This is a genomic window from Clostridium frigidicarnis (assembly GCF_900111985.1).
Taxonomy (GTDB): Bacteria; Bacillota; Clostridia; order Clostridiales; family Clostridiaceae; genus Clostridium_Z; species Clostridium_Z frigidicarnis.
Genome location: NZ_FOKI01000003.1, coordinates 16755 through 29633, shown reverse-complemented (window position 1 = coordinate 29633; position 12879 = coordinate 16755). Strand labels below are relative to the sequence as shown.

Here is a 12879-nt window from a genome sequence, read left to right as displayed (position 1 = left end):
AAAATCTCCTTTTTAAACTGTTAAGTCATTTTCATTTTTTATTTCAACTGCTTTTTCAAATATATAGGATAAAGTTAATGCCAATACTGCTAATATGAAAAATAATATGCAGCTTGGATCTAATGAAGCTGAATCAGTTCCTAATATAATAAGTCCACTGTCTTTTGGGATATTATAGGTAAACACTCCATCTAAAATAGTAATTAATATCATACATCTATAAATAATTTTAAAATTTTTAATATTTTTTTCAATAAATGGATTAGATTTCAAACTTTTTATAACAGAATATACCTTATATAAAATAATTGAAAACAAAATACATATAGTGTCGCCATACAACATGTTGTATATATTAATATCAGAATTTTCACCTAAATTAAATAAAGATTGAAATGTAAGTATTATCGATGCAAAGGACATAATACATAAAAATATAAAAATAATAAATATTATGACCCTAAAAATATTTAGTTTTCTAGATTCAATCATAGCATAACCTCCAAATAATAAATATTTTGATATAAAAATTCATTTAACAAAGTAGATAACTTAAAGCCAAAAGTAATTAAATATGCATGTATAAACTAATTACATAAATGACACAATGTGTTATTTAATGAATTAATAGTATTATATCACACATATTTATTGAAAAACAATAAATTATTATTGAATAATAATAAATAATACTTGCAAAATGGGTTTTGAACTTTAAATAAATTAAATGTAAAAAAATAAAAAATAATCATTAATGTGGATAATAAGTTGTATAATAAATATATAATTTAACTAATAGTTGTTTAGAAGGAGAAATAAATATTATTTATATTTTGAGAGGTAAGGATTATGTTTTATAATACAGATTTTTTAAAAAATAATGAGATATACCTTAAATTGTATAAAACTGCTAATGCCAATCCAGAAAAAAACTGGGTTCCGGCTTATTATTTCAAAATATGTTTAAATACAACAGACGAAGAAATAGGCACTTGTGATTTGCGAATAGGTCATAATAAGGGCTTATACTATGGTGGGAATATAGGTTATGGTGTTGATGAACAATATAGAGGGAATCATTATGCTGCAAAGGCATGTAAATTACTGTTTCAATTAGCAAGGAAACATGAATTACAATATTTAATAATCACATGCAATCCAGATAATTATTCATCAAGAAAAACATGTGAATACTTAGGCGGAATTTTAAAGGAAATAATAGACTTACCAAAAGACAACGACATGTTCCTACAAGGTGAGCGGCAGGAATGCATATACGAGTTCATATTATGATTACTATTAAAAATTAACAATTGATAATTATGGATATTTTTCTTCACGTTGTCCAGAAAAAGTTTGTAATAAAGGAATTATATAAAGAAAAGGGAGGTATGAGTATTATCAAATTATATAGCGAACATTAATCATTCTTGTTATAAAAAAGCATCGATGATGTTAAGAATTCCAATTGTTTGAAGTGAAGCAAGTTATTGAAATTTAGATATCAACGCTTTTTTATAACTTAGTAAGAAATAAATATTTTAAAGTTGTATATATAATAACAATAAAGAATTATATAAAGAAAAGGGAGGTATGAGCATTATCAAATTATATAGCGAACATTAATCATTCTTGTTATAAAAAAGCATCGATAACGTTAAGAATTCCAATTGTTTGAACGAAGTGAGTTTTTGGAATTTGGTCATCGATGCTTTTTTACAACTTAGAATGATATGTGTAGCTAGCTAATTTGTGTTGCTCATAACTCTCTTTTCTGGTTATATGAGATTTCCTTATTTATCTTCAAAACCACTTGGATGTTTTGAATGCCAATTCCAAGCAGTTTCTATTATTGTTTCTAAAGAATTAAATTTTGGTTCCCAGCCAAGCTCTTTAATAGCATTATCAGAAGAGGCTATTAAAATAGCAGGGTCTCCAGCTCTTCTAGGAGCTATCTCAGCAGGAATTGGATGGTTAGTTACATTTCTTGCTGTTTCAACAACTTCCTTAACAGAGAAGCCTTTGCCGTTTCCTAAGTTATAAATTCTGCTTTCTCCACCTTTCATTAATCTATCTAATGCAAGTAAGTGTGCTGATGCAAGATCTGATACATGTATATAATCCCTTATGCATGTTCCATCTGGTGTATTATAATCATCACCAAACATCATGATTTTCTCTCTTTTTCCAGAAGCAACCTGAAGTATAAGGGGTATTAAATGAGTTTCAGGGCTATGCTCTTCCCCTATAGCTCCATTTAAATGAGCCCCAGCAGCATTAAAATATCTTAAAGCAGTATATTTTATGCCATAAGCTGTATCACACCATTTAAGAACTTTTTCAACGCAAAGCTTAGATTCACCATAAGCATTTGTTGGAAAAGTTTTATCACCTTCAAGTATTGGTGTATTTTCAGGTTCTCCATATGTTGCAGCTGTTGAAGAAAATACTATGTATTTAACTTCATGATCTCTCATAGCTTCAAGTAAATTGATTGTCCCATAAATATTATTATTAAAATACTTTAATGGATTAGTCATACTTTCACCAACAAGAGAATAGGCTGCAAAATCTATAACAGCATCTATTTTATTTTCAGTAAACACCTTGTCTAAAGTTTTTCTATCTCTTAAATCCCCACGGTATAATTTACCGCCCATTACAGCTTTTTCATGACCAGTTTCAAAGTTGTCAAGTATTACAACTTCAATATTATTTTCTAATAGGTGTGCAACCATATGACTTCCGATATATCCTGCACCACCACAAACTAAAATAGTCATTAAAACCACTCCTTATTTTTTGAATGTGCCTTATAATGGTATTATATAATAGAGGTTTCATTTTATCAAATTAAGGCACATGAAAGAAAATAACAAGTCAAATATACTAGCATACTGACTTGTTATTTTTTTCATGTGCCTAAAAGGAAACCTCTATTTAGTGGTATTATCTCTAAATTATCTCTAAATTATCTACAGAATCGTCTTTTTTATTAAATATTAAGAAGTTACAAACTATAAATGTTACAACAGTAGGTATAACCCAACCAAATCCTAACTGAGAGAACGGTATAAGGTTGTTTAAACCAAATAGTTTAAATACATCTATTATTGCAAATATTAAAGCTACATAAACACTATATTTAACTACTAAATTACTTTTTACAAATTTCTTACCAAGAGTTAATAATATTAATGTTATACATATTGGGTAAAGTATAGATAGTAGAGGACCAGCTAAAGATACTATTTTATCTACTCCTAAAACTCCTATAGCTCCACTTATAAAACATATTACAAACACATTAACTTTATATGGTAATTTACCTTTTGATAAATCATTAAAATAAGTTGCTGCTGAACTAACTAAACACATTGATGTTGTTAAACAAGCTAATGCCATTGCAAGACCTATTAAGATTGTTCCACCATTTCCAAGTAAGTTAGAAGATATATTTAATAAAAGTTGAGTTTTTGATATGTCAGTTGGGTAAACTGAAGAGGCAGTATGGCCAACGTAAACTAATCCGCCATATACAACTGCTAAACCGACGATAGCAACTATTCCAGATTTTATAGTTATTCTAGAAATATCTTTTTTATCATAGCCTTTACTGATTACTGAACTTATGATTATTGAGGAGAAAATAAGAGCTGCAAGAGCATCCATTGTTTGATATCCCTCAATTAAGGAAGTAAAGAAAACTGAATCTATAGTTGGATCTGTAGTTGGTCCAATTGGAGAAATAAATCCTTTAACTATTAATATTAATAATATAACTAGAAGTGCAGGAGTTAATACTTTTCCGATAGTATCAACTATTCTAGCTGGTTTCAAGATAAGCGCTATGTTTATAGCAAAGAATATAATCATTCCAACAACTGGAGTCATACTAGGAAAAAAAGGACTAAATGCTAATTCAAAAGTTGTTGCAGCAGTTCTAGGAATTGCAACTAACGGTCCTATTGTTATTATTAAAACAGTTGTACATATTACAGCAAATGTTTTACCAACTTGACCTGCCATGTTTTCAAAACTACCGTTAAATTTAGTACCAGCTAGTATGCCAAGGAAAGGGATACCTACACCAGTTAATACAAAAGCAATAGCGGATATTGGTGCACTACTACCTGCAACTAATCCTAAGTAAGTTGGAAATATTAAGTTACCTGCACCAAAGAACATTGCAAACAATGCAAATCCTATAACTAAACAGTTTTTAAAGTCGTTTTTCATAAATTAATCCCCCTTATTGAATGAATTTAATGTATCATTAGTCAATTTTCTAATAATTTCGTAAATGTATTGTTTAAATGATACCATCAAATTATTAAGAAATCAACAAAAAAAATCTTTAAAATATCCTTTAATCACAAGTGAAAAGGTTAACAATTAAGAGGTTTTTAAAAAAGCTATGGATTCCAAAGGATTTCAAGGAATTTGAATTAATAAACTTAGAAAAGAATAAAACATGTCTTGTGAATTTTTTTGGAAAGAAATACTCTTAAAAACATTTCCTAAATGTATTAATTTTGGAAAAATGGATATAATTTAGACGAAACTCATATACAATAAGGAGGCTCTTGTGATGAATAAGATTTTATTAGTGGGAAGATTAGTTAAAGATCCTGAGTTTAAAACAATAAGTGAAGAAAAAAGCATGGCAAGATTTATTCTTGCTGTAAGCAGAAATTACAAAGAAGCAGATGGAGAGAGAAAGGCTGATTTTATACCCGTAAGTGTATGGGGAAGAAGAGCAGTAGTGGTTAGAGACTATTTAAGAAAAGGTAATTTAGTAACATTAGGGGGAAGATTAAGAACTTCCTCTTATGAAGATGAAGCTGGAAATAGAAAATACAGGTATGAAGTGGTAGCAGAAGATTTTAAAATAATAGATTATGTGGGTAAAAAACAAGCATAAGGCACATGAAAAAAGCGTGTGGGTATAAGTGTTAATAAACTATCTAGCGAATGCTATTGTAGCTAGGCTAGCTTAAGTTACTTATACCCACACGCTTTTAATGTATTAATGGAATAAATGACTTTATAAATAAGAAATATAGTAATCCGGAAAGTAGTAGACATAATATAAATTTCAATTTATTGTTAACTGCACTTTTATTTAATATATATTTCTCTATTAATGTTATTGAAAAGAAGCCATACCAATGGCTTGGCGATTCAAAGGTAAATATAGGAATAAGTAAATTTAATATAAAAAACACATAAAAATAGAAGGGTGTTTTACATTTTTCTTTTGATAAGACAGCCTGATTATTTTTATCTAGTAGTTTTACTATATTATCTTCACAGAAAATCATATTATATCCACAATTGTTAAGATTTAAGTCAATATTTCTGTTACTTAAACCTAAGGAATGGTGGATAATTTTTTTGTTTAAAAATATAAGCCTAAAATCTAGTATAGGATTATATAATGCAGTAAGTTTACTATTATCTATGGACCAACTTTTTTTAATAATCATAATATCACCTTGCAAATTTTTTTGTTGTATAGAAATTTTTTACTATGAACTATTTATAAAATCTAAGGTTAAATAGATTGTTGAAATTGAGGATTGAAGATTTACAATTGAAAATGAATGATGAAATCTTCTTAGGAAGATTTCCAAAATAAAAAAATCTTTTTAAGAAAACTTGTGGTTTTCACCAATAACTTTAAACTTTTCACTCCAAATTTTCAACTTCATATTTAGAAAGTCTGTGACTTTCAACCATAATTGTGAATTCTCAATTTTTAATTGTCAATTAGAACGTGGCTTAGCCACTTTGTTCTCTAAATAATTACCTTTAAGTATTAATTGATTAATTTTTAATATATGATCTTCATTATTTTGAATATCCTCATTACTATCTCCATAAATTATTCCGTTGACATTAACATAATTTTTATCAGTATTAAATAGATTTTTTCCTAAGGTATATTGAAGAAAGTCATTATCTATACCAAGTAAGTAACTTAAAGTAGGATAGAAGTCTATTTGACCTCCAAAAGTATTATTTATTTCAGCATTAAGATTTTTGTTATATACAATTAATGGAATTTGTTCAGGTCCAAACCACCAAGGTTCAGAACAACTCATTTCTTTAATTTTATCTTTATGATATTTATGGATTCCACCATGATCACCGTATATAAATAAAACAGTATTATCTAACAAATTTAATTTATTAAGATTTTCTATGAAATCGCCAATAGCCTTATCCGTATATCTTGTTGTTTGAAAAAAATCACCCATTAAAGTGTTGTTTAGGTCAGAAGGTAGATTAAGTTCTTTATGTTCATCAGGAATTGAAAAAGGGGAATGTCCTGATACAGTCACAGCAGTAGCGAAAAAAGGTGTAGGAAGTTTAGAAACTTTTTCAGCCACTTGAGGCAAAAACTCATGATCTACAACACCCATTCCAATTTGTTCTTTTTTAACGAAGTCACTAGATTCGTTTATTTCATCGAAACCAAATTTAATTAAGTTCTCATAAGCGTTCCAAGAATAACCATTGTCACAATGATAGGAAGCGGTGTAATAACCATAACTCTTTAAGAGTTTTGGTAAAGCATTAGGATATTGATTTCTTGGAAAATCATAAAAAGTTTGACCAACTCTACTAGGGTATAATCCTGTATTTATTAGAAAATCACAGTCAGAACTTACCCCAAAATTATTGTTTGGATAAATATTGGGAAAATATATACTATTATTCATAATTTTATTCAAGTTAGGGGTTAACTCTTGTCCATTAACTTTTTGATTTAATACAAAAGGCTCAAAGGATTCAAGTTGCAAGAAAATAATATTTTTGCTTTGAAACATACCAAAATATTGATTTTTTTCTTCAATATCATTATGATGTTTCTCTTTAAAAACATCATTAATTTCTTCAGTTTCTTTGGGTTCCAAGTGATATGAATCTTTCACATATCCAAACCATTTAACTAAGTCATGGCCAATGATTCCAAGTGAGTAGTTTCTGTTAACATCAGTCCAATCGTTATAATATAGATGTTGTCCACACTTAGTATGTTCTTTAATATCAACTTTAAAATATACAAAACCTAAATAACCTGAGCAAAACATTATCATTATTAGAAATGAACAAATGCTTTTTTTACAAGTCTTATAAGCTCCGTTAAAGAAAAGAAAAAATGGACATAAAATTAAGATATCAAATAATAGTATTAAATCTTTAGCACGAAAGTAGGATAGTATGTCTTTTAAAACATTTAGGGGTAAAGTTCCATAAGATATTAATACTGAAAAATATGATGTAGACATTCTGAATTTTAAAAATCCCCATATTATAAGTAAGGATATAATAAGGTCTAATAAAATCAAATACCAGACTCTAGCTCTTTTAGAAAATAAAAAACAAATTGATGTAAGTATAATAGTGTAAGAGAGATATATAAGTATTTCAGGGTTTAGAATAAAATTTGAAAAAATATATTTCCAAGAGTAGTAGTTGCATACACATAGTTTTATGAAAACTAGTTGTTTAACTAATAATGATAAAGTTATAACCCAAAACAATATATCGTATTTTATCAAATTAAGTGAATTAGAAAGTGTATTTTTGATCTTGTCCATGGTTAAACTCCTTATGTTTAAAATTAGGCACTAATGAAAAAATATGCCAATAATTATTATATATCAAAATAGAAGTAATTTCTAATAATTATTTCAATAATAGACAATATATGAAGTTTAAAAGAAAACGTATATATTAACATATAAGAAAAAAGAGTACTATGCACTTAAGAGATGATTTCTGTATTGTATACAGGAATCATCTCTTTTAGATTCTACTGATATAGGTAGAGATTAATAGAGACTAGATTAAGTGTATTAAATCAGAAGATATTACAAACAATAAGATTAAGTTATAAAAGGGACTAAGTAAAATATTTTAATAAGGGGATGGTTATTAAAAGAATAGTATAACTTTACTTTAAGTTAAAGAAAAAAACAAAAGAAAAGGATGTGAATAAGAATATGAGCGATTTAAAAAATAAAAATGAAAAGCTTACCTTATTCCAATTAATAGGTATAAGTATAGCTTTTTATGGAAGCGTTAGAAGTGTACCAACATTAGCTATTGTTGGATGGCAGCAAATATTCTTTATGATAGGAGCAGCAGTACTTTTTGCAATACCTATTTCGCTGATTGCAGCTGAACTTGCAACAGGATGGACTAAAGAAGGTGGTTCTCAAGTTTGGGTTAAAGAGGCATTAGGAGAAAGATGGGGGTTTGTGACCGCATGGCTCTTATGGGTTCAGTTGTTCTTTGGAATGGTTATGGTAAGTTCAACAGTTGGAGTAATGATTGCCTATGCAATAGGATCTCCAAGACTTGCGCAGAATAATATCTTTATATTCATTGTAATACTAATTTCTTATTGGTCTGTAACTCTATTGAATTTTAGGTTTGATATGGGGAAAGTGGTTGGCGGTATAGGAGCAGTAGTTGGAATTTATATTCCATTTATTGCATTAGTTGTTTTAGGTATATGGTGGACATTTAAACATGGAAATGTTTATCTAGGACAGTTTAATGGGCAAACTGCAATACCGAGCTTAGCATCATTGGATAAATTATCATTTTTTTCGGGAATAATCTTTATATTTTCAGGTCTTGAAATTGCATCAGTTCATGCAAATAATATAGAAAATCCAAAGAGAAATTATCCAATATCAGTTTTTTTATCAATGGGGCTTCTTATAATATTCAATCTCATTGCAGGGCTTACAGAAGCAAATGCAATCCCTGGAGATAAGATAGAATTATCAAATATAACTCAGCCATTTCAGCTTTATTTTAATGAACTTGGGGTACCATGGCTTACAAACATTATTGCAGGAATGATAGCAATAGGAGTTCTTGCACAATTAAGTGCATGGGTACTTGGTCCTTCAAAATCTATGATAAAGGTTGCAGAAGAGGGAAATTTGCCACCTATATTTCAAAAAAGAACAAGACGTGATGTTCCTATAACTTTTGTACTTATTCAAGCTGTAGTGGTGTCATTAGTTGCTATTGTTTATGTGGTAGTACCAGATGTAAATAATAGTTTTTTTATGGTACTTATATTAACAACTATTCTTTATAGTATAGTTTATATATTTATAATACTTGCAGAAATAATTTTAAAATATAAGCAACCAGATGTACATAGAGCTTTCACTATCCCTGGAGGAAAGGTAGGAATGTGGATTACTTGTATATTAGCTTTTCTTGGAGTATTTATAACAATTGCTGTAAGCTTTATTCCACCAAGTTCGATTCCTTCATCTGGAGATACTATGTATATTGCATTTCAAGTAATTGGAACATTAGTATGTTTTATTTCACCATTAATTATATATGCATTTAAGAAGGAATCATGGAAAAAAACAAGTGAAAAGGAGATTGAAAATAATGGAAAAGGATATTGAAAAGAGCAATGATACCCTAGAAAATAATGAGGATATTAATTTAAAAGCAATGTTTTTAGGACCAAAATCAGAAAATGAAGAGTTTTTTGAAGAAAGTATTTTAAAACTATTTAATGATCATGCAGAATGGAGAAAGAATTTTCATCCAGAAGATGAAACAATAATTAAGGTTTCTGATGAACGTAAAGAAAGTTTTATAGTAAGTAAAGATAGACTTAGGGAAGTATTAATTGAATTATCTTCAAAATTAAGAGCAGGATCTGTTCCTTGGCACTCACCAAGATTTTTAGGACATATGAATTCAGAAACACTGATGCCTGCTTTATTAGGTTATTTTGCAGCAATGTTATATAATGGTAATAATGTTGCCTATGAGTCATCTCCTGCAACATCAGAAATGGAAGAAGATGTTGGAGAAGATTTTTGCAAATTAGTTAGTTATAGTAATAATGGGTGGGGGCATATTTGTGCTGATGGCTCAATAGCAAATTATGAAGGATTATGGTATGCAAGAAATATTAAATCTATACCTCTTGCAATGAAAGAAGTTACACCAGAACTAGTAGAATTAAAATCAGAGTGGGAACTTTTAAATATGAGTGTTTCTGAGATCCTTGATTTGATGGATAAAGCAGGTGAGAAACTAGATGAAATAAAAGAACATTCTGCTAGAGGTATGGGAGATAAAATAGGAATGCTAGGTAAGTGGTTAATTCCTCAAACAAAGCATTATTCATGGCTTAAGGCTGGAGATATTCTTGGACTTGGAGTAGATACTATGGTTCCAGTAAAGGTTGATAATCATTATAGAATGGATATAGATGAATTAAGAAAAACAATCGAAGAATACACAAGTAAAAACATTCCCATACTAGGGGTTGTTGGAGTTGTTGGATCAACAGAGGAAGGAGCTGTAGATCATATTGATAAGATTGTAGAAGTAAGAGACGAATTTTCAAAGAATGGAATTAATTTTTATATACATGTAGATGCTGCTTATGGTGGATATGCTAGATCTATATTCCTAGATGAGGATTACTCATTTATTCCAGAGAATCAATTAAAAGATAAGATGATAGAACATGGTGCTATTCTAGATAAGAGTACTTTATGGCCATCAAAAGATGTATACAATGCATTTAAAGCAATGGAAAAAGCAGATACTATTACAATTGATCCTCATAAAATGGGATATATACCATATTCAGCTGGAGGAATAATTGTAAAGGATAAAAGAATGAGAGATTCAATTTCATACTTTGCAACTTATGTATTTGAAAAAGGAGCTGATATACCATCACTTCTTGGAGCTTTTATGCTTGAAGGATCAAAGGCAGGAGCAACAGCAGCCTCAGTTTGGACTGCGCATAAAGTAATGCCTCTTAATATAACTGGGTATGGAAAGCTTATAGGTGCTGGTAATGAAGGAGCCTATAAACTTTATCATAAGTTAGAAATGCAAAAATCATATAAAGTTGGAGATAAAATAGTTGATGTATATCCACTTGTTGAACCAGATTTTAATATGGTTGATTTTACATTCAATGTTAGAGGTAACAAAGATTTAAAGATTATGAATGATTTAAATCATAACTTCTATGAAGAAGCGTCATATGTAAAAGAAGCGTTATATGTAAATAATTTTTTAACTTCTCATACTGATTTTACATTGGGCGATTATGGAGACTCTCCACTTAAATTTGTTGAAGGATGCGGAATTCCAAGAGAAGAATGGAATAGAGTTGAAAAGGTAACTATTTTAAGAGCTTGTGTATTATCACCATTTTTAAATTGTGATAAAGTATTCCAAGAATATATGAAGAAGATGGATGAGGCTATAGTACAAAAATTAGAAAAAATACTAGGATAGTAAAAACTATTAAATTTAGCATCTGATTATTGTTTTATAATGGATACTAGATAACTAAATTACTAAAAAAATACCTATAGGTTAAACACTTTTTTATAAGAGTTTATTCTATAGGTATTAATTTACTGAAAAATTCACTTTTTTACTCTCAAAAATAAATTTATAAAAACTAAAAAACACTTCTAAGATCTATAAATAGGTTTAATATAAGTAATCTCTTGTCATAGGTAATTCGTTGTTTAATCCTTTTGTGAATACAAATTGATGTAAATCTATTACTCCATAATTAAATGAAGCAGCGCAAGAATTTAAGTATAATCTCCACATTCTAATAAATTTATCATCAAAGCCCATTTCACTAACTTTATCTAAAGAGTTTTCAAAGTTTTTAGCCCAATGTTCTAAAGTTTTTCCGTAATGTAGGCGTAAGCTTTCTACATCTATTAAATGCAAACCATTTTCAGGCATATTATAAACTAGTTCTCTAATGGAGGGGATATATCCACCAGGGAATATATATTTTTTAATCCATTGATTTACTTCACTTTCAGTTTGGGCAGTTATACAGTGAAGTAAGGATACGCCATTTTCTTCTAATAAATTATTTACATTATTCATATAGATAGGAATATTTTTTCTACCGACATGTTCCAGCATACCCACACTTACAATTCTATGAAATTTTTCACCTGTATTTAATAAATCTCTGTAATCTACCAATCTAACTTCTACTTGATTCTCAAGGTTATTTTCCTTAATTCTCTCATTTACTTTATTAAATTGCTCTTCACTTAATGTTATTCCAAGTGCTTTAACACCATATTTTTGGGCAGCAGTTATTATAAGTTCACCCCAACCACAACCTATGTCTAATAATGTTTGTTTGGAATGCAAATTTAACTTTTTTAAAATATGCTCAACCTTGTTTGTTTGAGCTTTATATAGGGAGTCTTCAGGGGATTTAAAATAGGCACAAGAATAGATCATGGTTTCATCTAACCATAATTTATAAAAGTCATTGCCTAAATCATAGTGATAATGTATATCTTGTTTACTGTTTTTTATAGAATGAGGTGTAACTTTATATAATTTTTCAAAAAGTGAAGCTTTATTTATGAAGCTATCTTTATTCTTATAAACAGACTCTATAATTTCTCTAATATTACCTTCAAAGTCTATAACATTATTCATATATGCTTCACCAAAAGTTAAGAATGGATCTTTTAAAATATCACATTTTGATAAAGGTTCATTTATTATTATTTTAAATTTTATATCGGCATCACCGAATTTTTCAGTGGTTTTATCCCAGAACTGTACTTCAAAGGTGTCTGAGAATATACTTTTCAATAATTTTTTTAAGAATAATTTTTCCATTATTACATCTCCTTTAAGTACCTTTTATAAATGATAACCCAAATAGCTAATTATATACTTATAGTAAATATTTAGCTTAAAATGGTCAATGAACATTTGGTATATGATAATTGAGCAATTTAAAGTAAATAAAGTATAATAGTAAAAAAGCAACTGGTCAGACCACATTAAAAAGGA

Annotated in this window: 10 protein-coding genes; 4 read left to right on the top strand and 6 right to left on the bottom strand. The window is 28.6% G+C overall.

Annotated elements, in window-relative coordinates; translation table 11 throughout:
* Positions 1-12: 12 nt before the first annotated feature.
* Complete coding sequence (locus tag BM119_RS02235) at positions 13-492, bottom strand: DUF2975 domain-containing protein (RefSeq protein WP_090038521.1); 480 nt, start codon at positions 490-492, stop codon at positions 13-15.
* Between the two features lie 357 nt (positions 493-849).
* Between BM119_RS02235 and BM119_RS02230 the strand changes: the two genes are divergently transcribed.
* Positions 850-1293 carry a GNAT family N-acetyltransferase gene (locus BM119_RS02230; RefSeq protein WP_242948274.1) on the top strand — a complete coding sequence of 148 codons (444 nt, stop codon included), beginning with the start codon at positions 850-852 and terminating at the stop codon, positions 1291-1293.
* Between the two features lie 500 nt (positions 1294-1793).
* Here BM119_RS02230 and galE read toward each other — a convergent pair whose 3' ends face one another.
* Positions 1794-2783 carry a UDP-glucose 4-epimerase GalE gene (gene galE, locus BM119_RS02225; RefSeq protein ID WP_090038517.1) on the bottom strand — a complete coding sequence of 330 codons (990 nt, stop codon included), beginning with the start codon at positions 2781-2783 and terminating at the stop codon, positions 1794-1796.
* Between the two features lie 172 nt (positions 2784-2955).
* Positions 2956-4239, bottom strand: a complete 1284-nt coding sequence (gene brnQ, locus BM119_RS02220) for a branched-chain amino acid transport system II carrier protein (RefSeq protein ID WP_090038516.1) — start codon at positions 4237-4239, stop codon at positions 2956-2958.
* 352 nt (positions 4240-4591) lie between these two features.
* Between brnQ and BM119_RS02215 the strand changes: the two genes are divergently transcribed.
* Positions 4592-4924 (top strand): single-stranded DNA-binding protein, encoded by a 333-nt coding sequence (locus tag BM119_RS02215; protein ID WP_090038514.1) that lies wholly within the window; start codon positions 4592-4594, stop codon positions 4922-4924.
* A gap of 97 nt (positions 4925-5021) precedes the next feature.
* Here BM119_RS02215 and BM119_RS02210 read toward each other — a convergent pair whose 3' ends face one another.
* The gene (locus BM119_RS02210; RefSeq protein ID WP_090038512.1) at positions 5022-5489 is read right to left on the bottom strand and encodes a hypothetical protein; all 468 of its coding nucleotides are present in this window, start codon (positions 5487-5489) and stop codon (positions 5022-5024) included.
* Positions 5490-5768: 279 nt separating this feature from the next.
* Entirely contained in the window at positions 5769-7358 is a 1590-nt protein-coding gene (locus BM119_RS02205; RefSeq protein WP_177199289.1) for an LTA synthase family protein, read from the bottom strand.
* A gap of 657 nt (positions 7359-8015) precedes the next feature.
* On the opposite strand from BM119_RS02205, the gene tyrP reads away from it, so the two are divergent.
* Entirely contained in the window at positions 8016-9455 is a 1440-nt protein-coding gene (gene tyrP / locus BM119_RS02200) for a tyrosine-tyramine antiporter (protein ID WP_090038509.1), read from the top strand.
* Positions 9439-11325: a tyrosine decarboxylase gene (gene tdc, locus BM119_RS02195; RefSeq protein WP_090038508.1), complete on the top strand. Its 1887-nt coding sequence runs from the start codon at positions 9439-9441 to the stop codon at positions 11323-11325. The genes tyrP and tdc overlap by 17 nt, the downstream gene beginning before the upstream one ends.
* Before the next feature lie 201 nt (positions 11326-11526).
* Here the strand turns inward: tdc and BM119_RS02190 are convergent, their stop codons facing one another.
* Positions 11527-12702 carry an SAM-dependent methyltransferase gene (locus tag BM119_RS02190; protein ID WP_090038506.1) on the bottom strand — a complete coding sequence of 392 codons (1176 nt, stop codon included), beginning with the start codon at positions 12700-12702 and terminating at the stop codon, positions 11527-11529.
* Between the last annotated feature and the right edge of the window lie 177 nt (positions 12703-12879).

What these genes read in the sequence shown, in the direction of transcription:
- BM119_RS02230 (WP_242948274.1), top strand. Translation starts at nt 850, where the DNA reads ATGTTTTATAATACAGATTTTTTAAAAAATAATGAGATATACCTTAAA.
- tdc (WP_090038508.1), top strand. Translation starts at nt 9,439, where the DNA reads ATGGAAAAGGATATTGAAAAGAGCAATGATACCCTAGAAAATAATGAG.
- BM119_RS02215 (WP_090038514.1), top strand. Translation starts at nt 4,592, where the DNA reads ATGAATAAGATTTTATTAGTGGGAAGATTAGTTAAAGATCCTGAGTTT.
- BM119_RS02235 (WP_090038521.1), bottom strand. Translation starts at nt 492, where the DNA reads ATGATTGAATCTAGAAAACTAAATATTTTTAGGGTCATAATATTTATT.
- galE (WP_090038517.1), bottom strand. Translation starts at nt 2,783, where the DNA reads ATGACTATTTTAGTTTGTGGTGGTGCAGGATATATCGGAAGTCATATG.
- BM119_RS02190 (WP_090038506.1), bottom strand. Translation starts at nt 12,702, where the DNA reads ATGGAAAAATTATTCTTAAAAAAATTATTGAAAAGTATATTCTCAGAC.
- BM119_RS02210 (WP_090038512.1), bottom strand. Translation starts at nt 5,489, where the DNA reads ATGATTATTAAAAAAAGTTGGTCCATAGATAATAGTAAACTTACTGCA.
- brnQ (WP_090038516.1), bottom strand. Translation starts at nt 4,239, where the DNA reads ATGAAAAACGACTTTAAAAACTGTTTAGTTATAGGATTTGCATTGTTT.
- tyrP (WP_090038509.1), top strand. Translation starts at nt 8,016, where the DNA reads ATGAGCGATTTAAAAAATAAAAATGAAAAGCTTACCTTATTCCAATTA.